20 protein-coding genes and 3 tRNA genes are annotated in these 23259 nt (G+C 71.5%); 11 read left to right on the top strand and 12 right to left on the bottom strand.

Features of this window, described 5'->3' with window-relative positions:
* Positions 1 to 424: 424 nt before the first annotated feature.
* Entirely contained in the window at positions 425 to 631 is a 207-nt protein-coding gene (gene bldC / locus ACTYVM_RS06385) for a developmental transcriptional regulator BldC (protein ID WP_003949541.1), read from the bottom strand.
* Positions 632 to 1175: 544 nt separating this feature from the next.
* Positions 1176 to 2045, bottom strand: coding sequence for a DUF8083 family protein (locus tag ACTYVM_RS06380; protein ID WP_400030744.1), 870 nt, complete (start codon positions 2043 to 2045; stop codon positions 1176 to 1178).
* A 281-nt stretch (positions 2046 to 2326) separates the two neighbouring features.
* On the opposite strand from ACTYVM_RS06380, the gene ACTYVM_RS06375 reads away from it, so the two are divergent.
* Both ACTYVM_RS06375 and ACTYVM_RS06370 read left to right on the top strand, forming a co-directional pair.
* Positions 2327 to 3430: a Leu/Phe/Val dehydrogenase gene (locus ACTYVM_RS06375; protein WP_445524959.1), complete on the top strand. Its 1104-nt coding sequence runs from the start codon at positions 2327 to 2329 to the stop codon at positions 3428 to 3430.
* Between the two features lie 298 nt (positions 3431 to 3728).
* Positions 3729 to 3983, top strand: coding sequence for a DUF3073 domain-containing protein (locus tag ACTYVM_RS06370; RefSeq protein WP_400030740.1), 255 nt, complete (start codon positions 3729 to 3731; stop codon positions 3981 to 3983).
* A gap of 144 nt (positions 3984 to 4127) precedes the next feature.
* On the opposite strand, the gene purM is transcribed toward ACTYVM_RS06370, so the two are convergent.
* The 4 genes from purM to ACTYVM_RS06350 form a co-directional block, all read right to left on the bottom strand.
* Complete coding sequence (gene purM, locus ACTYVM_RS06365; RefSeq protein WP_445524958.1) at positions 4128 to 5195, bottom strand: phosphoribosylformylglycinamidine cyclo-ligase; 1068 nt, start codon at positions 5193 to 5195, stop codon at positions 4128 to 4130.
* A 32-nt stretch (positions 5196 to 5227) separates the two neighbouring features.
* The gene (purF, locus tag ACTYVM_RS06360; protein ID WP_445524957.1) at positions 5228 to 6757 is read right to left on the bottom strand and encodes an amidophosphoribosyltransferase; all 1530 of its coding nucleotides are present in this window, start codon (positions 6755 to 6757) and stop codon (positions 5228 to 5230) included.
* A gap of 235 nt (positions 6758 to 6992) precedes the next feature.
* Positions 6993 to 7790, bottom strand: coding sequence for a maleylpyruvate isomerase family mycothiol-dependent enzyme (locus ACTYVM_RS06355; protein ID WP_445524956.1), 798 nt, complete (start codon positions 7788 to 7790; stop codon positions 6993 to 6995).
* Positions 7791 to 7800: 10 nt separating this feature from the next.
* Entirely contained in the window at positions 7801 to 8439 is a 639-nt protein-coding gene (locus tag ACTYVM_RS06350; protein WP_445524955.1) for a TetR/AcrR family transcriptional regulator, read from the bottom strand.
* A gap of 96 nt (positions 8440 to 8535) precedes the next feature.
* Between ACTYVM_RS06350 and ACTYVM_RS06345 the strand changes: the two genes are divergently transcribed.
* Positions 8536 to 10017, top strand: coding sequence for an MFS transporter (locus tag ACTYVM_RS06345; RefSeq protein ID WP_445524954.1), 1482 nt, complete (start codon positions 8536 to 8538; stop codon positions 10015 to 10017).
* Positions 10018 to 10115: 98 nt separating this feature from the next.
* Here the strand turns inward: ACTYVM_RS06345 and purL are convergent, their stop codons facing one another.
* Genes purL through purS form a run of 3 tightly spaced genes read right to left on the bottom strand, consistent with a single transcriptional unit; the run spans position 10116 to position 13320 of the window.
* A complete protein-coding gene (purL, locus tag ACTYVM_RS06340; protein WP_445524953.1) occupies positions 10116 to 12374 on the bottom strand; it encodes a phosphoribosylformylglycinamidine synthase subunit PurL in 2259 nt (752 codons plus the stop codon).
* Positions 12371 to 13051 (bottom strand): phosphoribosylformylglycinamidine synthase subunit PurQ, encoded by a 681-nt coding sequence (gene purQ / locus ACTYVM_RS06335; protein ID WP_445524952.1) that lies wholly within the window; start codon positions 13049 to 13051, stop codon positions 12371 to 12373. The genes purL and purQ overlap by 4 nt, the downstream gene beginning before the upstream one ends.
* Complete coding sequence (gene purS, locus ACTYVM_RS06330) at positions 13048 to 13320, bottom strand: phosphoribosylformylglycinamidine synthase subunit PurS (protein WP_356938180.1); 273 nt, start codon at positions 13318 to 13320, stop codon at positions 13048 to 13050. Before purS ends, purQ begins: the two co-directional genes overlap by 4 nt.
* Before the next feature lie 363 nt (positions 13321 to 13683).
* On the opposite strand from purS, the gene ACTYVM_RS06325 reads away from it, so the two are divergent.
* From ACTYVM_RS06325 to ACTYVM_RS06290, 8 genes are all read left to right on the top strand, one after another.
* The gene (locus tag ACTYVM_RS06325) at positions 13684 to 14001 is read left to right on the top strand and encodes a histone-like nucleoid-structuring protein Lsr2 (protein WP_100570386.1); all 318 of its coding nucleotides are present in this window, start codon (positions 13684 to 13686) and stop codon (positions 13999 to 14001) included.
* Positions 14002 to 14149: 148 nt separating this feature from the next.
* Positions 14150 to 14221: transfer RNA gene (locus ACTYVM_RS06320), tRNA-Gly, on the top strand.
* A gap of 81 nt (positions 14222 to 14302) precedes the next feature.
* A tRNA-Gly gene (locus tag ACTYVM_RS06315) sits at positions 14303 to 14375 on the top strand.
* 184 nt (positions 14376 to 14559) lie between these two features.
* A complete protein-coding gene (locus ACTYVM_RS06310) occupies positions 14560 to 15510 on the top strand; it encodes an ABC transporter ATP-binding protein (protein WP_445524951.1) in 951 nt (316 codons plus the stop codon).
* Complete coding sequence (locus tag ACTYVM_RS06305) at positions 15507 to 16283, top strand: ABC transporter permease (RefSeq protein WP_445524950.1); 777 nt, start codon at positions 15507 to 15509, stop codon at positions 16281 to 16283. The genes ACTYVM_RS06310 and ACTYVM_RS06305 overlap by 4 nt, the downstream gene beginning before the upstream one ends.
* Before the next feature lie 29 nt (positions 16284 to 16312).
* On the top strand, positions 16313 to 17563 hold the full coding sequence (locus tag ACTYVM_RS06300; protein WP_445524949.1) for a sensor histidine kinase: 1251 nt from the start codon (positions 16313 to 16315) through the stop codon (positions 17561 to 17563).
* Complete coding sequence (locus tag ACTYVM_RS06295; protein ID WP_445524948.1) at positions 17560 to 18183, top strand: response regulator; 624 nt, start codon at positions 17560 to 17562, stop codon at positions 18181 to 18183. The genes ACTYVM_RS06300 and ACTYVM_RS06295 overlap by 4 nt, the downstream gene beginning before the upstream one ends.
* 23 nt (positions 18184 to 18206) lie before the next feature.
* Positions 18207 to 18279, top strand: a tRNA-Gly gene (locus tag ACTYVM_RS06290).
* 58 nt (positions 18280 to 18337) lie between these two features.
* On the opposite strand, the gene ACTYVM_RS06285 is transcribed toward ACTYVM_RS06290, so the two are convergent.
* The 3 genes from ACTYVM_RS06285 to ACTYVM_RS06275 form a co-directional block, all read right to left on the bottom strand.
* Positions 18338 to 19237, bottom strand: coding sequence for a phosphoribosylaminoimidazolesuccinocarboxamide synthase (locus tag ACTYVM_RS06285; RefSeq protein ID WP_445524947.1), 900 nt, complete (start codon positions 19235 to 19237; stop codon positions 18338 to 18340).
* Positions 19238 to 19306: 69 nt separating this feature from the next.
* Positions 19307 to 20800, bottom strand: coding sequence for a N,N-dimethylformamidase beta subunit family domain-containing protein (locus tag ACTYVM_RS06280; protein ID WP_445524946.1), 1494 nt, complete (start codon positions 20798 to 20800; stop codon positions 19307 to 19309).
* A 245-nt stretch (positions 20801 to 21045) separates the two neighbouring features.
* Entirely contained in the window at positions 21046 to 22977 is a 1932-nt protein-coding gene (locus ACTYVM_RS06275; RefSeq protein WP_445524982.1) for a M48 family metalloprotease, read from the bottom strand.
* Positions 22978 to 23259 lie beyond the last annotated feature (282 nt).

Raw genomic sequence — 23259 nt, 5'->3', positions numbered from 1 at the left:
ATGGAACCGGAGCCTCCATTAGCGCAGAGACACGGCCGGTAACAAGCGCCTCGGTATGTGACGGGTGTCACCGAATGAGTTTCTGAAAGTGCGGTACTTACACCCGTCCTACACAGGGTCAATTTAATATGTGCAATTGCACTGCCCTGTGTGCTGCTCCACCGATGATCCGCCGAGCCTCCCCAGACTCCGACAGGCCCGCTCACAGAGCCACCCCGAGGGCCCCGGAAGACGCACAAAAAAGATCGCGCTGGACTCGGCGGAGTCCAGCGCGATCGACGACGCACCCTTGTTCACTTGCCTGCGGAGCTCTGACGGCTTGGGCGTGGGGTCTGTTGGGGCAGTCCCCGCGTCGCTTGGAGCTGCGGGTCCGGACGCCTCGGCCAGTTGGGGGACCAGCCGGTTCGTCCGACTATTCGGTTGTTCAGGCCTCGCTGCGCTGCTGCGGAATGCCCGCGAGCAGTGCGCGGACCTCGGCCTCGCGGTAGCGGCGGTGCCCGCCGAGCGTGCGGATCGACGTGAGCTTGCCGGCCTTCGCCCAGCGCGTGACCGTCTTGGGGTCGACGCGGAACATGGTGGCGACCTCAGCCGGGGTCAGCAGCGGCTCGGCATCAGGGGTGCGAGCGGTCATGAGCGGCCTCCTCGGGAGAACCGAACCTTCTCGGTTCTTTCCTCTAAATTCTGCACCTTGACCCGCGTTGCCCGAAATGGCGGACGCGAGTCGAGTCGGTTATAGGACGAACGGCTTGTCCTCGGCACTACAACTACACCATCTGTCCAGCCGCGTCGGCCAAACCGATGGAATTGCCCTCCCAGGTGTTCATCAGCGACGGAAGCCGATGGACCATGTCATAGCGGACAGTCACGCCCCTGTGACGATCAGTCACAGCGCGATCAGGAGTCACCAGACCCCCCAAAGAGTGCAATACGGTAATTCCGCCCATAGTTGAGCACAGGTGGACGGATGGAGCCCTCCCCGGACTCCTTGTCCTATTTTGGCACGAGGGGTGGCAAGCGGCGCAAGGGTCGGGTAAGTGCCGTCCGTCACCCTTGACGCAATCGCCCGGATCGGGACCTACATCCCGTCAGCTCCCGGAAACGCCCCCGACGGCACGTCGTTCACGCCCCGTTCATCCGTGATCCACGTCACCCCGGCACGAGGCCCTGGCGGAGCGTCAGTTCGCGGAGCGCCGGTCGCGCACCGCCCGCCAGCGCTCCACGAGCCGCCCGTACGCCGCCCCCGCGGCCGCCCCGTCGCCCTGGCGCAGCGCCTCGATCCCCTCGGCCACGTCGGCGGCGGAGTGGTCGCCCTCCAGCTCACCGGCCGGCAGCGCGTGCACCAGGCCGCCGTAGTCCAACTCCACCAACGAGCGCGGATGGAACTCCTCCAGCCAGCGTCCGACGTCCACCAGTCCGTCGATCAGCGGCCCCTCGTCGATGGCGTCCTTCAGCGCCCGCAGGCCGCGCGCCACCCGCCGCCGCGCCTGCACCATCGGCGTCCGGTAGCGCAGCACCGGCAGGTCGTCCCCGAAGCCGCCGGGATCCCCGCTGTCCCCCGAGCCCTTGACGTACTCCCGTTCCTCGTCGGAGACCAGCACGAACCAGTTCAGCGGCACCTGCCAGGTCGCGGTGCGGATCCAGGGGCGGGCGTCGGGGTTGTCGGCCAGCCAGCGCTCGTAGTCCTGGGCGGCCTGGCGGCGCACCAGCGGCGGCAGCACCGCGTCCAGCACGACGGCCGGAAAGTCCTCGGCGAGATCGCCCAGGGCCTGCCAGCCGCGCAGCCGGGTGCGCCAGGGGCAGACGCAGACCACCCCGTCGACGTCGAGCACGAACGCGTCCGGGCTCTCGTGTACCGGCACCGGCACCGGCGGGGTGGGCAGCAGGTCGGCCAGCGAGCGGCGCAGTTCGTCCTGGCAGGAGGGGCGGTCGGGGCGGCGGGCATAGCGCGCCCAGTGGCTGCGCTCCGGCTCCGGGAAGGCGGCCAGCGGTTCGTAGACGCGCAAGTAGGTCGCGTACGGGACGACCACGGAGGACACCTTGGGCACGCCTGCTCCCTCCCCACCGAACCGGACCCGAAACCCGCACGGGCCGCACCCGGCTGGACGGAAAACCACTGCAAATCGTCCCACGCCCGGGTGGCGGTGTACTCCGGGGGAGGGTGATCGCCACCACCGCGGCCATGGAGAGCGGGGTCAGGGTCTAATCTCCTGCTGAGCGGCCCACCGGCCGCCGCCCACCACCCCTCCTTCCGCCCTCGCCACCACAACGCGCGGGGACCTCGGAGGGCCAGTCCCCGCTCGCCGCTACTTACCCGGGAGTCACCACCGTGACCGACGTGACCAACGGCGTCCTGCACACCCTGTTCCACTCGGAGCAGGGGGGTCATGAGCAGGTCGTGCTCTGTCAGGATCGCGCCAGCGGCCTCAAGGCCGTCATCGCCATCCACTCCACCGCCCTGGGCCCCGCGCTCGGCGGTACACGTTTCTACCCGTACGCGACCGAGGAGCAGGCCGTCGCCGACGCGCTGAACCTCGCCCGCGGCATGTCGTACAAGAACGCCATGGCCGGCCTCGCCCTCGGCGGCGGCAAGGCTGTGATCATCGGTGACCCGGAGAAGATCAAGACCGAGGAACTGCTGCTCGCCTACGGGCGGTTCGTCGCCTCGCTCGGCGGGCGCTACGTCACCGCGTGCGACGTCGGCACGTACGTGGCCGACATGGACGTGGTGGCGCGCGAGTGCCGCTGGACGACCGGCCGCTCGCCCGAGAACGGCGGCGCGGGCGACTCCTCGGTCCTGACCGCCTTCGGCGTCTACCAGGGCATGCGTGCCTCCGCCCAGCACCTGTGGGGCGACCCGTCGCTGCGCGACCGCAAGGTCGGCGTCGCGGGCGTCGGCAAGGTCGGGTACTACCTCGTGGAGCACCTGGTCAAGGAGGGCGCCCAGGTCGTGATCACGGACGTGCGGCCGGACGCCGTACGGCGTGTCACCGACCAGTACCCCACCGTGGCGGTGGCCGCCGACACCGACGCGCTGATCCGGACCGAGGGGCTGGACGTCTACGCCCCCTGCGCGCTCGGCGGTGCCCTGAACGACGACACCGTGCCGGTGCTGACCGCCAAGGTGGTGTGCGGCGCGGCCAACAACCAGCTCGCCCACCCGGGCGTCGAGAAGGATCTGGCCGACCGCTCGATCCTCTACACGCCGGACTACGTGGTGAACGCCGGCGGCGTCATCCAGGTCGCCGACGAGCTGGACGGCTTCGACTTCGACCGGTGCAAGGCGAAGGCGTCGGAGATCTTCGACACCACGCTCGCCATATTCGCACGTGCGAAGGAGGACGGGATTCCGCCGGCCGCCGCGGCCGACCGGATCGCCGAGCAGCGGATGGCGGACGCCAGGGCCGCCAGGGACGCACGGCCCGCCCGCTGACGCACGGCGGACGTCCCGCCTCCGCGCGGTACCTGCCGGTGGACAGTTGGAGAGAACTCTCACTTCCACCGGCGGGTCGTCTGCGGATAAGTGGTTAAAATCGCCACTGACCAGCAAGGACAGGTTTCCTTGACGGTCCTGTGCACACGCGCGTCCGGTGGGCGACGTACCGTATGGGCGTGGGCTCAGGTACCGTGGAAGCCCTACGGACCGGTCTCTCCATGGAGAGCCCGTTCCGGATCATGAACGCGTGTCAGACTCTGGGGCCGTTGAGCCCCGTCGTTGAGGGGGTCGAGCCATGGGGCGCGGCCGGGCCAAGGCCAAGCAGACGAAGGTCGCCCGCCAGCTGAAGTACAACAGCGGTGGGACGGACCTCTCACGCCTGGCTGAGGAGCTGGGCGCATCGACATCGAATCAGTCACCGAACGGCGACCGCTTCGAGGACGATGAGCACGAGGACGACCCGTACGCACGGTACGCCGATGTGTACGAGGACGACGAGGACGAGGACGAGGACGACAACTCCTCGCGGCAACACCGTCGCGGCGCATAACGCCCGCGGCGGCTCAGCCGTATCCAGCGTGCCGTAGGCATCGCATCGCACCCGGTCCGGGGCTCATGCACCGGACCGGGTTTCGTACGCCCGCCGACGCCCACCGGGCGCCGGCGGCCGAAGCGTGCCGGTCACGGGTGTGGTTCACGCGTGGTCTCCCACCAGGGCGGCGCCCGTGGTGTGCTCGCCGCGGTCGGTGATCTCGCCGGCCACCCAGGCGTCGACCCCGCGGTCGGCCAGGGTGGCGAGGGCCACGTCGACCGACTCCTGGGGCACGATCGCGATCATGCCCACGCCGATGTTGAGGGTCTTCTCCAGCTCCAGCCGCTCGACGTCGCCGGTCCTGGCGACCAGGTCGAAGACGGGGGCCGGGGTCCAGGTGGCGCGGTCGACCACGGCGTGCAGACCGTCCGGGATCACCCGGGCCAGGTTGGCGGCGAGCCCGCCGCCGGTGACATGGCTGAAGGCGTGCACCTCGGTGGTGCGGATCAGCGCCAGGCAGTCCAGCGAGTAGATCCTGGTCGGCTCCAGCAGCTCCTCGCCGAGGGTGCGGCCGAGGTCCTCGACATGCGCCTCCAGGGACAGCCCGCCGCGGTCCAGCAGCACATGCCTGACCAGGGAGTACCCGTTGGAGTGAAGCCCGGAGGACGCCATGGCGATCACCGCGTCACCCGTACGGATGCGATCCGGACCGAGCAGCCGGTCCGCCTCCACGACGCCCGTGCCCGCGCCGGCGACGTCGAAGTCGTCCGCGCCGAGCAGTCCCGGGTGTTCCGCGGTCTCGCCGCCGACCAGCGCGCAGCCGGCCAGGACGCAGCCCTCGGCGATGCCCTTGACGATGGCGGCGACCCGCTCGGGGTGGACCTTGCCGACGCAGATGTAGTCGGTCATGAACAGCGGCTCGGCACCGCACACCACGATGTCGTCCATGACCATGGCGACCAGGTCGTGGCCGATGGTGTCGTACACGCCGAGCCGACGGGCGATGTCGACCTTGGTGCCGACGCCGTCCGTGGCGGAGGCCAGCAGCGGGCGCTCGTAGCGCTTGAGGGCGGAGGCGTCGAAGAGGCCGGCGAAGCCGCCGAGGCCGCCGAGCACCTCGGGGCGACGGGTCTTCTTCACCCATTCCTTCATGAGCTCGACGGCGCGGTCGCCCGCTTCGATATCGACGCCGGCGCTCGCGTAGCTGGCGCCAGTGGTCTCGGAAGACATGACCTTGGGAACCTTCGTGTCGTCGTGCGTGCTTACGGGCGGCGGATCGCGTCGGCCGCGGCCGTTCCGGCCGGGCCGGCGGCCAGCTCGGACTCCAGCAGCTGCTTGCCGAGCAGCTCCGGGTCGGGCAGCTCCATCGGGTACTCGCCGTCGAAGCAGGCGCGGCACAGGTTCGGCTTGGCGATGGTGGTCGCCTCGATCATGCCGTCGATGGAGATGTACGCCAGCGAGTCGGCGCCCAGCGAGGTGCCGATCTCGTCGACGCTCATGCCGTTGGCGATGAGCTCGGCCCGCGTGGCGAAGTCGATGCCGAAGAAGCAGGGCCACTTCACCGGCGGCGAGGAGATCCGGATGTGCACCTCGGCGGCACCGGCCTCGCGCAGCATCCGCACCAGGGCCCGCTGGGTGTTGCCGCGCACGATCGAGTCGTCGACGACCACCAGGCGCTTGCCCTTGATGACCTCCTTCAGCGGGTTCAGCTTCAGGCGGATGCCGATCTGCCGGATGGTCTGCGAAGGCTGGATGAAGGTGCGGCCCACATAGGCGTTCTTCACCAGACCGCTGCCGAAGGGGATGCCGGAGGCCTCCGCGTACCCGATCGCGGCGGGGGTGCCGGACTCCGGGGTCGCTATGACGAGGTCGGCCTCGACGGGGGCCTCCTTCGCCAGCCGGCGGCCCATCTCGACCCGGGAGAGGTAGACGTTCCGGCCGGCGATGTCGGTGTCAGGACGGGCCAGGTACACGTACTCGAAGACGCAGCCCTTGGGCTTCGCTTCCGCGAATCGGGAGGTGCGCAGACCGTTCTCGTCGATGGCGACGAACTCGCCGGGCTCGATCTCCCGGACGAAGCTGGCACCGGTGATGTCCAGTGCCGCGGTCTCCGAGGCGACGACCCAGCCGCGCTCCAGACGACCCAGAACCAGCGGGCGGATGCCCTGCGGGTCTCGGGCGGCGTAGAGGGTGTGCTCGTCCATGAACACGAGGCTGAAGGCGCCCTTGACCTGCGGCAGGACGGTGTGGGCCGCGTCCTCGATGGTCAGCGGCTTGCCGTCGGCGTCGACCTGGGCGGCCAGCAGGGCCGTGAGCAGGTCGGTGTCGTTGGTGGCCGCGACGCGGGTGGAGCGCCCGTTGTCGTCCTTCGGCAGCTCGGCCACCATCTCGGCGAGCCGGGCGGTGTTGACCAGGTTCCCGTTGTGGCCGAGAGCGATCGATCCGCGCGCGGTGGCGCGGAACGTCGGCTGGGCGTTCTCCCACACGGAGGCGCCGGTAGTCGAGTAGCGGGCGTGTCCGACCGCGATATGACCTTGGAGGGAGCCGAGCGAGGTCTCGTCGAAGACCTGGGAGACCAGGCCCATGTCCTTGAAGACGAGGATCTGGGAGCCGTTGCTGACCGCGATACCCGCGGATTCCTGGCCCCGATGCTGGAGGGCGTAGAGCCCGAAGTACGTGAGCTTTGCGACCTCTTCACCCGGAGCCCAGACACCGAAGACGCCGCACGCGTCCTGGGGGCCCTTCTCACCGGGGAGCAGGTCGTGGTTGAGTCGTCCGTCACCACGTGGCACGGCTCCGAGTGTAGGCGAGGTCGACCACTGGTCCGAATTGGGGGATGCCCGCCCGTCCGGGTCCGCTCTCGCGCCACTTCTCCCGCCCCGTCGCCGTTTTAGCAGGTCAGAGCGGTGAATCGATGATCCATCCGGTGCCGTCGGCGCCGTCGGGAGGGCGCGGCGGACTTTTCCGCGGGGGACATGAGTGAGGCGTCGCACATCATTCGGGCCGTGGACACCACGGGGAGCGGGTTCAGGCCAGGAGCGGCAGCAGCCCGCCGAGGTCGGCCCGCTCCCCGCTCGCGCTGACCGCGGCGGCCGCCACGGCGTCCTGCCAGGCCAGCCGGCCGGCGGCCAGCCGGACCCAGGTGAGCGGGTCGGTCTCGACGACGTTGGGCGGGGTGCCGCGGGTGTGCCGGGGGCCCTGCACGCACTGCACGACGGCGTACGGCGGGATGCGCACCTCGGTCGAGCCGCCGGGCGCCCGGGCGGCGAGCGTGTCGGCCAGCAGCCTCGTCGCGGTGGCCAGCGCCTGGCGGTCGTAGGGGATGTCCAGACCTGGCACGGCGGCGTTCAGGTCGTCGGTGTGGACGACGAGCTCCACCGTGCGGGTGACGACGTAGTCGGCCAGCGGCAGGGCGCCCGCGCTGGTGTCGAGCAGCCGGGTGCCGGGATGCCCGGCGAGAGCGGCCGTGAAGTCCCGTTCGGCGGCCTCGAGGTGGGCGACGGGGTCGGGGTTGCCCTCGGCGAGCTCGCGGGCGTGTGCCGCGATGGCCGGGGCGTCGGCGCCGATGGCCGACGGCCAGTCGTGCAGGGCACCGTCCTGCCGGGCCGGCTCGGGCCGGTCGAGCAGCCGGCCGACGGCCGACAGGGCCATGCCGACGTGGGCGACCAGATCCCGCACGGTCCAGTCGCCGAGCCGCGTGGGCAGCGCGAGCTGCTCGGGGGTCAGGCTGCGGACGGCGTCCCGCACATGACCGGACTGGGCCAGGACGGCGGCGCGGGTCCTGCCGGGGTCATAGGTCCGGGTGCGCTTCTTGGCCGGGGGCATGACGGCGAGCCTATGCCTTCACGGCGTAGCCGCTCAGGCCCTTTTCGACCAGCTCGAAGGCGCGCCGGACACGCTCGGGGGCGTCGGCAGCGACCTCCTCCGGGCTCTCGCCGTCGTCGATGCGGCGGTGGTTCTCCTCGACGACGGCGTTGCGGGCGGCACTGAGCATGGCGGCGGCGACGGTCGCGAGCATCACGTCGCCGGTTTCCTCGGCGAGGAGACCGGCCAGGTCCCGGGTGCCCTTCTGGGCGCCGAGGAAGGCGCGTTCCATCAGGGCCGGAGTCTGCACGACGAGCCTGCGCACCATGCGGGCGAACGGCTCGCTGTGCAGGCCGACCGACGGGTCGCGTGCCTCGACCAGTTCGAGGAGCTGCCGTCGTACGGCGTCGACGGCGCTCTCGCCCGGCCGGCGCTCGCGCACGGCCCTGGCCGCGTCGCCGAAGTGCTCCTCCATGGGACGGAAGACCAGGTCCTCCTTGGACCCGAAGTAGTTGAAGACGGTCATCTTCGACACGTCGGCGGCATCGGCGATCTGCTGCACGGACACGTCGTCGAAGCCCCGTTCGGTGAAGAGCTCGATCGCCGTGCGGTAGATCCTCATCGCCGTCTGCCGCTTCTTGCGCTCGCGCAGCCCCATCGCTTCCGCCATGAGATCACAGTACCAAGATGAAGTTTTGGCCGAGATGAAAGATGAGCCCGGATGAAATATTGACTGGGTACATTCCCGTGCGTCATGGTGAGATCCATGACCGAGACCCAGCGCAAAGTCGGCTTCCTCGTCTGCCTCGTCACCATCGTCCTGGCGCTGCTGGACCTGCAGATCGTCTCCGCGGCCACCGTCCCGATCGTCCGGGACCTCGACCCCGAACACGGCATCGACAAGATCCCGTGGCTGGTCAGCGCCTACGCGCTGACGTCGGCCGCGATGCTGCCGCTGTACGGCAAGCTGTGCGACGTCCTCGGTCCCAAGCGGGTCTTCACCGGCGCGATCGCCACCTTCCTGCTGGGCTCCGCGCTGTGCGGCGCGGCCCGGTCGATGGGCGAGCTGATCGTGGCCCGCGCGTTGCAGGGCCTGGGCGGCGGTGGGCTGATGAGCGTCACGATGGTGGTCATCGCCCACCTCAAGGGCCCCGGAGAGGACACGGCGCAGGGCGGCAACCTCGGCGGCATCGTCGCCGGCGGCGGCATGGCGGTCGGGCCCTGGATCGGCGGTCTGCTGGCCGACCACGCGAACTGGCGCTGGATCTTCTACGTCAACCTGCCGGTCGGCCTCGCGGTGCTCGTCGCCGCCGCCTTCGCCCTGAAGCTTCCCGAGCACCCTGTGCGCCGGCCGATCGACTACGCGGGCGCCGCGCTCGCGGCGGCCTTCTCCAGTGCGCTGCTGCTGGTGACGGACTGGGGCGGCAAGCGGTACCCATGGTCCTCCCCGGTCGTCCTGGGTCTCGCCCTGGCGGCGCTCGTGGCACTCGCCCTCTTCCTGTGGCGGCAGGTGCGGGCGCCCGAACCGGTGCTTCCGCTCTCCCTGTTCACGGTCCGTGAGCTGCGCCTGGGCTTCGCCGTCCAGGGCATCCTGGGCAGCGCGATGATGTGCGCCATCTACTACGTCCTGATCTACCTCCAGGTCGCGCGCGGCGTCTCCAGCTCCTCGGCCGGCCTCTACCTCGTACCGATGGCCGTCGGCCTGGCGGCCTCCGGCACACTGACCGGACCGCTCGGCGCTCGCGGCTGGTCGGCGCGCACCTTCACCATCAGCGGCACGGCCACCAGCGCCCTCGCCTTCGCACTGCTCGCCACGACGACAGGGCCGGACACCTCGCTGTGGCTGATCCGCGGCGAACTCCTGCTGGCCGGCGCCGGGTTCGGCCAACTCGTCGGCCAGCTGATCCTGCTGGTCCAGGGTGCCGCGCCGCGCGACCAGCTCGGTGTCGCCACCACAGGCATCCGCTTCTTCCAGACCCTCGGCAGCGCCCTGGGCACGGCAGTCTTCGGCGCCGTCCTGGCCCGCCTGTACGCCGCCCACGGCACCGGCGGCGACGTCAGCGCCCTGGCCCGGCTGACCGGCGCGGCCCACGCGGACGGCGTGCGCGCCTTCGTCGACGCCACGCGGGTGGTGTTCTGGGGCGGGGCCGCGCTGATGGCGATGGCCTCGCTGCTCGCCCTCCGTCTGCCCAGGACCCGCCCGGCCGCCCCCAGGACCCCGCCCCAGCAGGAGACGGTCCCGGCCTGACGGCGCCCCACCCCGGAGCACCGTGAGCAGGAGCACGGCGACACCGAGGCCCCGCCTGTCACGGCGGGGCCTCGGGCAGCGTGGGATGCGATCGGCCGCTACGCCAGCAGGGCCGGGATCGTTCCCTCGTGGGCCTCGCGCAGCTCGGCCAGGGTCAGCTCGAAGGTGCCCTGGACCTCGACCGTGTCACCGTCCACGACACCGATGCGGGTGGCGGGCAGGCCCCGCGCGCCGCACATGTCGGTGAAGCGGACCTCCTCGGAGCGCGGCACGGCGACGACCGCGCGGCCGGCCGACTCCGACAGGAGGAAGGTGAACGCGTCCAGGCCGTCGGGTACGACCAGGCGCGCGCCCTTGCCGCCCAGGAGGGCGGACTCCACGACCGCCTGGATCAGGCCGCCGTCGGACAGGTCGTGCGCGGAGTCGACCATGCCGTCGCGGGAGGCGGAGATCAGGATCTCGGCCAGCAGCCGCTCACGCTCCAGGTCGACCTTCGGGGGCAGGCCGCCGAGGTGGTCGTGGACCACCTGCGACCAGGCCGAGCCACCGAACTCCTCGCGGGTGTCGCCGAGGAGGTACAGCAGCTGGCCCTCCTCCTGGAAGGCGACCGGGGTGCGGCGGGCGACGTCGTCGATCACACCGAGGACGGCGACCACCGGGGTCGGGTGGATGGCGGCCTCGCCCGTCTGGTTGTAGAGCGAGACGTTGCCGCCGGTCACCGGGGTGCCCAGCTGCTTGCAGCCGTCCGCCAGACCGCGCACGGCCTGAGCGAACTGCCACATCACGGCCGGGTCCTCGGGCGAGCCGAAGTTCAGGCAGTCGGAGACCGCCAGCGGCTTCGCGCCCGTGGTGGCGACGTTGCGGTACGCCTCCGCCAGCGCGAGCTGCGCGCCCGTGTACGGGTCGAGCTTGGCGTAGCGGCCGTTTCCGTCCGTGGCGAGGGCGACGCCGAGGCCGGTCTCCTCGTCGATCCGGATCATGCCGGAGTCCTCGGGCATGGCCAGGACGGTGTTGCCCTGCACGAAGTGGTCGTACTGCTGGGTGATCCACTTCTTGGACGCCTGGTTCGGGGACGCCACGAGCTTCAGGACCTGCGCCTTCAGCTCCTCGGCGGTCCCCGGGCGCGGCAGCTTGTTCGCGTCGTCGGCCTGGAGGGCGTCCTGCCACGAGGGGCGCGCGTACGGGCGCTCGTAGACCGGGCCCTCGTGGGCGACCGTGCGCGGGTCGACGTCGACGATCTTGCCGCCGTGCCAGTAGATCTCCAGCCGGTCGCCGTCGGTCACCTCACCGATGACGGTGGCGATGACGTCCCACTTCTCGCAGATCTCCAGGAAGCGGTCGACCTTCTCCGGTTCGACGACCGCGCACATGCGCTCCTGCGACTCGCTCATGAGGATCTCCTCGGGCGAGAGCGTGGAGTCGCGCAGCGGGACGTCGTCCAGGACGACGCGCATGCCGCCGGAACCGTTGGAGGCCAGCTCGCTCGTCGCGCAGGACAGGCCGGCCGCGCCGAGGTCCTGGATGCCGACGACCAGCTTCTCGGCGAAGGCCTCCAGGGTGCACTCGATGAGCAGCTTCTCCTGGAAGGGGTCGCCGACCTGAACGGCCGGGCGCTTGCTCGGCTTCGCGTCGTCGAAGGTCTCACTCGCCAGGATCGACGCGCCGCCGATGCCGTCGCCGCCGGTGCGGGCGCCGTACAGGACGACCTTGTTGCCCGTGCCGGAGGCCTTGGCCAGGTGGATGTCCTCGTGCCGCATCACGCCGACGCAGCCCGCGTTGACCAGCGGGTTGCCCTGGTAGCAGGCGTCGAAGACGACCTCGCCGCCGATGTTGGGCAGACCCAGGCAGTTGCCGTAGCCGCCGATGCCCGCCACCACGCCGGGGAGCACCCGCTTGGTGTCGGGGTGGTCGGCCGCGCCGAAGCGCAGCGGGTCCACGACGGCGACCGGGCGGGCGCCCATCGCGATGATGTCGCGCACGATGCCGCCGACGCCGGTGGCCGCGCCCTGGTAGGGCTCAACGTAGGAGGGGTGGTTGTGCGACTCGACCTTGAAGGTGACCGCGTAGCCCTGCCCGACGTCCACCACACCGGCGTTCTCGCCGATGCCGACGAGGAGGGCGTCGCTCTCGGGGGCCTTCTCGCCGAACTGGCGCAGGTGCACCTTGGAGGACTTGTACGAGCAGTGCTCGGACCACATCACCGAGTACATGGCGAGCTCAGCGCCGGTCGGGCGGCGGCCGAGGATCTCCACGATCCGCTCGTACTCGTCCTTCTTCAGGCCCAGTTCGGCCCAGGGCAGCTCGACGTCGGGGGTCGCGGCCGCGTGCTCGACCGTGTCCAGAGGCGTCTTGCTCATGCGGTGACCAGCTTCTTGAGGATCGAGGTGAAGAAGGGCAGGCCGTCGGTACGCCCGGTACCGATCAGCGGCTCGGTGGCGTGCTCGGGGTGCGGCATGAGGCCCACGACGTTGCCCGCCTCGTTGGTGATGCCGGCGATGTCCCGGAGCGAGCCGTTGGGGTTGCCGTCCAGGTACCGGAAGGCGACGCGGCCCTCCGCCTCCAGCTGGTCCAGCGTGTAGGCGTCGGCCACGTACCGGCCGTCCATGTTCTTCAGCGGGATGCGGATCTCCTGGCCGGCGGTGTAGTCGCTGGTCCAGGCGGTCGACGCGTTCTCCACCCGCAGCTTCTGGTCGCGGCAGACGAAGTGGAGGTGGTCGTTGCCGAGCATCGCCCCCGGGAGGAGGTGGGCCTCGGTGAGGACCTGGAAGCCGTTGCAGATGCCGAGCACCGGCAGTCCGGCCCTCGCCTGCTCGATGACCGTCTCCATCACCGGCGAGAAGCGGGAGATGGCGCCGGCCCGCAGGTAGTCGCCGTAGGAGAAACCGCCGGGCAGGACGACCGCGTCGACCTGCTTGAGGTCCTTGTCCCGGTGCCAGAGAGCCACCGCTTCGGCGCCCGCGCGGCCGATCGCGCGCCGGGTGTCCCGGTCGTCGAGACTGCCCGGGAAAGTGACGACGCCAATACGAGCGGTCACTTCGCGGCCTCCGCGACTTCCGCCGCGTCCTCGACCTTGACGGTGAAGTCCTCGATCACGGTGTTCGCGAGGAAGGATTCGGCAAGATCGTGAATGCGGGCGAGCGCGGCCTCGTCGACGGGCCCGTCCACTTCCAGTTCGAATCGCTTTCCCTGACGGACGTCGGAGATGCCTTCGAAACCCAGCCGCGGCAGTGCGCGCTGCACCGCCTGGCCCTGGGGGTCGAGGATCTCCGGCTTGAGCATGACGTCGACTACGACGCGTGCCACTGGCACTCCCGGTGTGTGGTGCTGAGCAGGTCCCTTCAGACTACCCGCACAAAATTTCTACGCGAGTAGACTCGTAGGAATCTACGTGACGCCCGTCACGACCCCCACGCGTGCGGGCGGCCTTCGTGAAAAGTTCCGGGAAAGTTCGGCGTTCGGTGCCCGATCCGGTATTGCGCCGGGACACGCGGACAGATTTAGTCGGGCTTCCCCTTGCAATGCCCGGCACTGTACAAATGAATTGGCGGCAGCCGATACTTTTCCCGATAACAGGCAGACAGTGGCATCTCCTAACATCTCCGCACGTCATGACGGCATGGCGGAGCAGATGGACCGCAGAGGTGCCGCACGAAGGGACCGATATTCGTGGCGCAGCGTGTCGTGGTCACTCTCTTTGACGACATCGACGGCTCGGAAGCGGCGGAGACGATCGCCTTCGGACTGGACGGCAGGTTCTACGAGATCGACCTGAACCAAGCCAATGCCAAGAAACTGCGTAAGGCGCTCGCGCCGTACGTGGAAGCCGGCCGCAAGCGGTCGAAGTCGGGCAAGACGTACCGGCAGACGGAGGTCGCCCCCGACCCCGCCGCCGTCCGCGCCTGGGCGCAGGCCCACAAAATGGACGTGCCGGCCCGCGGACGCATCCCCAAGAAGGTCTACGAGGCGTTCAGCGCGGCCCAGTGACGGCCGCGCTCCCCACGCGCCCGGCCATGGCCCAGGGTCCGTCAGCGGGCCCTGGGGGCAACCGACTTGCGCACCCCCCCTGTTGATCAGCTAATGTCTGGAGCACGCCGAGGGGCGAAGCCGGAAGGCCGAGACCCACGGAGTCCATGCGGGTGTAGTTCAGTAGTAGAACATCCCCCTTCCAGGGGGAAGGCGCAGTGTGCAATTCCTGTCACCCGCTCTGCACCGCCGGTCCCGACCACTCCTGTGGATCAGGTAGGCTGGTGCTCGCGCCGATCGGTGGGAGCCGGTCGGAGGCAGTGCGGACGTAGCTCAGTTGGTAGAGCGCAACCTTGCCAAGGTTGAGGTCGCGAGTTCGAGCCTCGTCGTCCGCTCGGGAATGAGACCCCGGTCCATCGGATCGGGGTCTTTTCGTTGTCGCGGTATCCGTCGGGCCGCGGTATCCGTCCGACCTCGTTGTCCGCATGGCTCCGCGTTCTCCCCCCTTCTGACATTTGTCATGCCGGGTGATGACACCGCGCACTGCCGACGCGCCTTGGCCGCCGGGACGCTGGATCCATGGACACGGACGAGCATGTGATTGAGGTGACCGGCCTCCAGCGGGTCTACGAGGGCGGATTCGAGGCGGTGCGCGGTATCTCCTTCCACGTGGCCCGCGGGGAGATCTTCGCGCTGCTCGGCACCAACGGCGCCGGCAAGACCTCGACGGTCGAACTCCTGGAAGGCCTGGCGCCCCCGACCTCGGGGCGCGTACGGGTGCTCGGGCACGACCCGTGCGACGAGCGCGGGCTGGTACGGCCGCGTACCGGAGTGATGCTCCAGGAGGGCGGCTTCCCCTCCGAGCTGACCGTCGCCGAGACCGCCCGGATGTGGGCAGGCTGTGTCAGCGGGGCCCGCCCGCCCCGCGAGGCGCTGGCGCTGGTCGGTCTCGAGCGGCGCACGGACGTGCGGGTCAAGCAGCTGTCCGGCGGTGAACGGCGCCGCCTGGACCTGGCGCTCGCGCTGCTCGGCGAACCCGAGGTGCTGTTCCTGGACGAGCCGACCACCGGGCTGGACGCCGAAGCGCGCCAGAACACCTGGGAGTTGGTGCGGGCACTGCGGGACGGCGGGACGACCGTGCTGCTCACCACGCACTACCTGGAGGAGGCCGAAGGGCTCGCCGACCGGATCGCGATCCTGCACGAGGGGCGCATCGCCGCCGCCGGGACCCCGGCCGAGGTGACCGCCGCGCGGCCGTCCCGGATCTCCTTCGACCTGCCGACGGGATTCTTCCTGGGCGACCTGCCCCCGCTCGCCGAACTGGGCGTGTGCGATCACGAGGTGGACGGCCGCGCCGTACGGCTGCGCACCCGCGAACTCCAGCGGACCGCCACGGAACTGCTGCTGTGGGCCCGGCGGTCCGGGGTCGAACTGGGCCGGCTCGACGTGCGGTCGGCCTCGCTGGAGGAGGCCTTCCTGGGCATCGCGCGGGACGCCGCCGCGCCACGGACGAAGGAGTACGCCGCATGAGCGCCGCCGTCACCACCCCCGCCGGCCGGATGGCCGCGCTCGCGCGTGCCGAGCTGGTCCTGCTGGCCCGTAGCCGGAGCGCTCTGGTGGCGGGCGTGCTCCTGCCGCTGGTACTGCCCTTCAGCGTGCGGTCGGCGACCGCGCAGATGAACCTGGAGGACGCCGGTCTGACCATCGGGCTGGTCATCCTGCCCTCCGCGATCGGCTTCTCGCTGCTGTTCGCCGTGTACTCCACCCTGGTCAGCGTGTTCGTCGCCCGGCGCGAGCAACTGGTCCTCAAGCGGCTGCGCGCGGGCGAGCTGCGGGACACGGAGATCCTCGCCGGGGCCGCGCTGCCGGCCGTCGCCACCGGCCTCGTCCAGTGCCTGTTGCTGACCGGCGCGTGCACCGCGCTGCTCCACGTCCCGGCCCCGCGCGCGCCCCATCTCGCCGTCGCCGGGCTGCTGCTGGGCCTGCTGCTGAGTGTGCTGCTGGCGGCCGTCACCGCGGGCTTCACCCGGACCACCGAGAGCGCGCAGGTCACCTCGCTTCCGCTGCTGCTGGTCTCGATGGTGGGCTCCGGGCTGACCGTGCCGCTGGAGCTGCTGCCCGAGCGGCTGGCCCGGTGCTGCGACCTGCTGCCGCTGACCCCGGTGGTCACCCTGGTGCGCGGCGGCTGGACCGGAGACCTGAGCGCCTACGGCACCCTACGGGCCGTGGCCGTCGCGCTGGCCTGGATCGCGGTCGCGGTGTTTGCTGTACGGCGCCGGTTCCGCTGGGAGCCGAGGCGCTGAGAGGCGCGTGAGAGGTGGGGGGAGAGACCATGCGCGGGCCCGTGGGCTGGTGGCGCGGCAAGACCACGCCGGCGAAGGTCGAAACGTACACACGGTGGTCGTTCCACTCCTTCGCGCTGATCGAGGCCGCCCTGGGCGGGCTGCTGGTGCTGGGCCAGGTGGGTCCCCACCCGGCGGCCTGGCTGGCGGCGGCGGTCATCGGGCACGCCGCCGTCTGCGCGGTGACCGCGTCCCGGGCGCTCGACTGGACCCGCGGCCGACGTGAGCAGCCGCTGCGGCTGCTGTGGACGCTCGGCGCGGTCACCGCGGCCCTCGCGGTCCTCGCGCTCGGCGTGCACGCGCACGGCCGGGGCGAGAACGTGGACACCGCGGCGGGCATGGTCTTCGCCTGTGTGCTGATCTTCGGCGCCGGCACCATCGCCCTCGGAGTGCGCAACCGGCGCCGGGTGGCCGCGGTGGTGACGGGCTTCGCGACCGGTTCCGGCGTCGCCGCCTTCCCGCTGGGGATCCCGGGCCCCACCGCTCTGGCCAACACGGTCATGGTGCTGGTCGGGGGCGCGTTCCTCGCCTTCACCTCCGTCTTCTCCGTCTGGCTGCTGAACGCCGTCTACGCGCTCGACGAGGCCCGGGAGACCCGGGCCCGGCTCGCCGTCGCCGAGGAGCGGCTGCGGTTCGGACGGGACCTGCACGACGTGCTGGGGCGCAACCTCGCGGTGATCGCGCTGAAGGCGGAGCTGGCCGTGCAGCTGGGCCGGCGCGATCGGCCGGAGGCGGTGGAGCAGATGATCGAGGTGCAGCGGCTGGCCCAGGAGTCGCAGCGCGAGGTCCGTGCCGTGGTCCGCGGCTACCGGGAGGCCGACCTCGCCGCGGAACTCGCCGGCGCCCAGGGCGTCCTGGCGGCGGCCGGCATCGACTGCGCGGTCACCGGCTCACCGGGCCGTCTGCCCACGCCGGTGCAGTCCGCGCTCGGCTGGGTCGTCCGGGAGGCCGCCACCAACGTGCTCCGGCACGGAGACGCCCGGAGCTGCACCGTGTCCCTGCGCGTCGCCGACGGCCGGGCCGAGCTGACCGTCGAGAACGACGGGGTGCCCGCGTCCCCCGCCGGTGACCGGCCGGGCTCCGGACTGGCCGGTCTGCGGGAACGGCTGTCGGAGCTCGACGGCACCCTGCGGGCGGGTCCCGCGGGGCGCGGCCGGTTCAAGCTGACCGCCGAGGTGCCGCTGCCGCCGCCCGCCGCCGATCCCGAGACCGCCCGTCCGATGAGCGAGGCCACCCGATGACGACGTCCTGCGTACCCGTCCGGCTGCTGCTGGCCGACGACGAGCACCTGATCCGCGGCGCGCTCGCCGCCCTGCTCTCGCTGGAGGACGACCTGCTGGTCGTCGCGGAGGCGGCGAGCGGACCGGAGGCGCTGGCCATGGCGCGGGCGCACGTGCCCGACGTGGCCGTGCTGGATCTGCAGATGCCGGGCGCGGACGGTGTGAGGGTCGCCACATCCCTGCGGGCCGAACTGCCGGGCTGCCGGGTGCTGATCGTGACCAGCCACGGACGGCCCGGACATCTGAAACGGGCGCTTGCCGCGGGTGTGCGCGGATTCGTACCGAAGACCGTCAGCGCCCAGCGGCTCGCCGAGATCATCCGCACCGTGCATGCCGGAAACCGCTACGTCGACCCGGAGTTGGCCGCCGACGCGATCTCCGCGGGCGACTCCCCGCTGACCGCGCGGGAGGCCGAGGTGCTGGAGTTCGCCGCCGACGGGGCACCGGTCGCGGAGATCGCCGAGCGGGCCGCGCTGTCGCCGGGGACCGTACGGAACTACCTGTCGTCGGCCGCGACCAAACTGGGCGCGGAGAACCGACATGCGGCAGTACGGCTCGCACGGGAGCGAGGTTGGGTATAGTTGGCCTCGCGCCACGGCGCAATGCGGACGTAGCTCAGTTGGTAGAGCGCAACCTTGCCAAGGTTGAGGTCGCGAGTTCGAGCCTCGTCGTCCGCTCGGGAATCAGACCCCGGTCCATCGGACCGGGGTCTTTTCGTCTGCTCCGGCGCGCCGGCTACGACCAGCTCGTTCCCGTCAGCCGCTCGTACGCCTCCACGTACTTGGCCCGGGTGGCCTCCACGACCGGCTCCGGCAGCGGCGGCGGGGGCAGCTCGCTCCCGCGGTCCCAGCCGGACTCGGCGGACGTCAGCCAGTCACGGACGAACTGCTTGTCGTACGAGGGCTGCGCGCGGCCCGGCTGCCACTGGTCGGCCGGCCAGAAGCGGGAGGAGTCCGGGGTGAGGACCTCGTCGGCGAGGACGAGCATGTCCCCGTCGAAGCCGAACTCGAACTTGGTGTCGGCCAGGATGATGCCGCGGCCGCGGGCGATGTCCCGGGCCCGGCCGTAGACGGCGAGCGTCGCCTGGCGCAGCTGCGCGGCCGTCTCGGCGCCGACCTGGCGGGCCGCCTCCTCGTAGGAGACGTTCTCGTCGTGCTCGCCGACCTCGGCCTTGGTGGCCGGGGTGAAGATCGGGGCGGGCAGTTCGGAGCCGTCCACCAGGCCCTCGGGCAGGGCGAGTCCGCAGACCGTGCGGGTCCGCTCGTACTCGGCGAGGCCCGAACCGGTGAGGTAGCCGCGGGCCACGCACTCCACGGGGACCATCCGCAGGGACTTGCAGACCAGGGTGCGGCCCGCCCAGTCGGCGGGGGCGCCCTCGGGCACGTCGGTGGACAGGACGTGGTTCGGGGCGAGGTCCGCGAGCCGGTCGAACCACCACAGGGACAGCTGCGTGAGGATGCGGCCCTTGTCCGGGATCTCGGTCGGCAGCACCCAGTCGTAGGCGGACATGCGGTCACTGGCGACCATGACGAGGTCGCCCGCCTCGTTCTGGTACAGGTCGCGCACCTTGCCGGTGTGCAGATGCACCAGGCCCGGAACCTGGCTCGGCTCGGGCTTTTCGACGAATCCGGACACGGTTCCTCCCCGTGGTTCTGTCCAACTGGCTCGATTCTCCCGTATCGGACACGAGCCGGGGACAGGGGGTCAGTCCCGCTTGCAGATACGGTCCAGCAGGTTGGCCGTGGCGCGCTGGACACGGGCGTCGACGTGGCCGGGGCGGTCCAGGGCCGGAGACCAGGCGAACGTCCCGGAGGCGAAGACCAGGGCGCCGGAGGGCGCCCGGTACAGGGACGTCTCCTGGTGGCGCGTGGTGCCCTCGCCGTCCGTGTACGGGGAGTGGGCGAGCAGGATGCGGTCCTGGTACTCGGGGAGCTGGGTGCGCGGGAAGTAGCGGTCGGCCTCGCCCGCGACCAAGCCCGCGATCTCCTCACCCTCCTCGGCCCCGGTCGCCTCCCACAGCCAGTGGTCGGCGTTACGGACGATCAGCGGGTGCGGCTCGGGGACGCGGCCGGCGTACTGGATGCCGACCAGTTGCTGCTCGGGCCGGTCGATCTCCCGCCACAGCACCGGCCGGCCGGGGCCCTTGCGCTTGCGGCAGGTCAGCAGGCGGTCGGGGACGCCGGACGGGGAGGGGCCCAGTTCGACCTGCCAGTACATGGTGTTGGCCGAGAGGAAGACCAGGGACGTGCCGTGGTCACGGGCGAGTTCGACGGTGCGGCGCATGCCCGCCGACCAGTACTCGTCGTGGCCGGGGAAGAGCAGGCCGCGGTAGCGGGTGGGGTCGACTCGGCCGGCGTGCAGGTCACGGGCGTCGGCGTAGGCGAGGTCGTAGCCGTAGCGCTCGGCCCAGCGGATCACGTCATAGGCGTGGCCCACGTGCAGGGGCAGGCCCGCGCCCGCGTAGGGGCGGTCGAAGGAGATCGTGGTCGCGGCGTCGGCCTCGCCGAGCAGCCGGCCGTGCTCGTCCCAGGCGTGGTAGAGGCTCGCGCCGGTGTGGCCGTCCTCCGGGTAGAGGTTGTAGGCCTGCCAGGTGATGTCGGGCAGGAGCAGCAGCAGGTCCGCCGGGTGGTTGTCGCGGACGGTGAACGGGATGTGCGAGCGGTAGCCGTCGGCGGTGGTGAGCACGGCCACGTACGCGCCGACGCTCCAGTGGGAGGGGACCTGCAACCGCCAGGACAGCCACCAGTGGTGGCAGGAGACCGTGCGGTCGGCGGTCAGCGGCGGGGGCTGGACGATGCCGGACAGGCGCGGGCTGGTGGTGATCTTGGCGGCGCCGTCGCCGCCGTAGTGTCCGATGCGGTAGACGTCCACGCCGAACTGCTGGGGCGGGTCGACGGTGATGTGGAAGTCGATCGCCTGGCCGGGTGAGACGGCGCCGGTGGAGACGAAGCCCTTGATCTGCCGGTGGACGTCGTCGGCCGAGCGGGGGCCGCCGCCGGAGATGCGGGGGGCGGGGATGCGCGGGCCGCCGGACGTCGTCGGCGGGGACGGGTCGACGTACCAGGGGACGACGTGGCCGGTGTCGTCGAAGTACGTCTCGCTGCCGCGCAGCCAGGGGACAGGACCCAGGCCGAAGGGGTCCGACACGGCGTGCGCGAGAGCTCCCGACTCCCAGCGGCGAATCCGCTCCGATCCCATGCCCGATCCCCTCCCTCGTGCCCCCGTGGTCGGTCGTGCGGCGGTGCGGGGCCGGTGGTGGCCGCGGTGGCCGACCTGTCGGCATGTCCGGGTGTGGCTGTCGTATGTCGCACGCGCTTGCCATGTGCGCTATCGGTCCCAGCACATCACATAACGCGCGCGTGCTGTCACTATTCATCGCGAATTGGCCGAAAGTGGAATTCGGGGATCCGGTAGCGCGGCCGCCGGGTCGGTGGCGGCCCGGGTCAGACCAGCCGTACCGGCTTCTCCGGCCGTATGCCCGAGTCGACCAGCCAGGTCCGCAGCGGGACGGGATCGCCGTCCTCCACCAGGGCGAGGACCTTGGGGCCGAGGTCGGCCGCCCGCTCGCCGTTGATCAGGAGGGCGGGGCCGTCGAGCCAGTCGAGGCCCGGGGCGGCGTCGGCGGTGTCCATCGCGGCGCAGCACACCATCGCGGTGATGTGGTCGGCGAGGAGTTCGCGGCCGGTGCGCGGTGGTTCGAGGGGGAATTCCAGCGGGAAGAGCGGCACCGAGTCCTCGTTCCGCAGGAGGGCGCCGCCGGGCTGGTCGCCCCCCGTCGACGCCGTACGCGTCGGCGGCGCCGACGCCTCCTCGCGGGCCAGCTCGGCGCTGATGCTGGCCGCGAGTGCGGCGCCGCGCTCGCTGCCGAGGCCGGGATCGTCGTCCGGCGTGGCGGGGTCTTCGGGGGCGGCGTGCCCGCCGTGTCCGCCGGGCTCGCCGTACGGGTGGTACGCGCCGCACGCGCCGTCGTCACGAGCCGGCCGGGTGTCGTCGGCCGGGCGTCCCGTCCGCTCGGAGCGCTCGCCGGACCCGCCGGCCTCGCCGGACTCGCCGGACCCGCCGGACCCGCCGGACTTGCCGGAGGGGGACGCGGTGGACAGGTGCTCCAGGACCCGGGCCAGGGTCGGTCCGTACGGATCGGCGGCGGAGCCGGGGGAGCGCCGGACGCCCAGGGCGTTCAGGACGCGGTGGAGGCGGGCGGCGTCGGTGCGCCACTTCCGGTCGACGACCTCGTCCGGGTACTCCTGCCAGTCCACCGGGCACCAGTCCCCGCCGCGCTCGGCCGGGCCGCCGTGGAAGAGGCGCGCGGCCAGCAGCGAGGCGGCCTCGTCGACGACGCCGGGCTCCTCCAGCAGGTCGCAGGCCGGGCGCTCGCCGAGCCGGGAGGTGAAGCCCTCGGCCAGGCGGTCGCGGCGGGACAGTTCGGTGAGAGCCGCGACGACACCGGCGTCCAGCCGGGAGGGCCAGCGGCCCATGCGCCAGGCGGGCAGCGCGACCCGGGTCAGCAGCCGGTCCCAGCCCGCGTACGCCAGGCCCACCTGCTCCTGGGCGACGATCCTGAGCCCGTAGTCCACCGCCTGTGCGCGCTCCGCGGCCGCGGCCGCCACACCGCGCTCCATCAGGGCCGCGTGCTCCCGGCAGCCGCGCAGGAGCAGCCGGGCCACCCAGCCGAGACCGGCGCACGCCGAGCGGACCAGGGGACGGCGGCCGGGTGCCGAGGCGACGGCCACCGCCGCGTCCAGACCGCGGACGAAACGCCGGGCCGCGGCTATGTCCGGGTGCGCCGAGGGTCCCGTACCGGCGACGACCGGGGCGAGCACGGCCCGCAGCTCGCCGACGCGCATCCACCACAGGAACGGGGAGCCGATGACGAGGACGGGCGTCGCCGCCGTACGCCCCGGGCGGGCCGAGGACGGGCCGCGCAGCGCGTCCGGCTCGCCCTGGAGGTGATCGGCTGCCGGGGGTGGGCCGTGGGCCGGGTGCGTACGGTCCTCCAGCCAGCTGTCGCAGTCCGGGGTGAGCTCTATGGCCGACGGGGCGGGGACACCGAGGCGGTCGGCCAGATCGCGCACCAGGCGGTACAGGTCCGGGGCCGACTTCTCGGCTATCGGTACGGTCGGGGTCGTCGCGGGGCGGGCACGGGCCACGACCAGCCCGACGCCCGCGGCCAGGAGCAGGACGACGACCGCGACGGCGCCGACCACCCAGCGGGCGAGGTCCCAGCCCCGGCCCACGAGGTGCCCGGTCCATCCGCCGGCGAGCAGGATCACGGCGAGGGCGGCGGGCAGCAGGGCGACGGCCAGTGCCCGGCTGCGCACGCGCAGCACGGCCAGTGCCCTGGAGCGCGCGGCCCTCACACCGACCTCCACACCCATACCGGTCACGGCCGCCCGTCACCCCCTCCCGACTGTCCTGACGTTGCTCATTCCCCCACTGTGGCACCCATGACTGACATCGCAATGCCGGTGGGCCAAGTGCCGGAATGCCTGCGCGCACCCTAGTTGGGCCCCCGGCCCGCGTCAGCCGGATAGAGCATTGGTCACTCGATGGAATGGCTTTGGTCAGAGCCGGGCGACACAGCGCAATGATCAGGCCCCGGCTCAGGAGCCGGGGCCTGCTGGTGAAGAGAAGAACGGTACGAGGGGGAGGAAGGGGGG

Source organism: Streptomyces cyslabdanicus (assembly GCF_052663305.1).
Note: the sequence above shows the minus strand (reverse complement) of the source record. Positions and strands in the feature narration are given on the sequence as shown.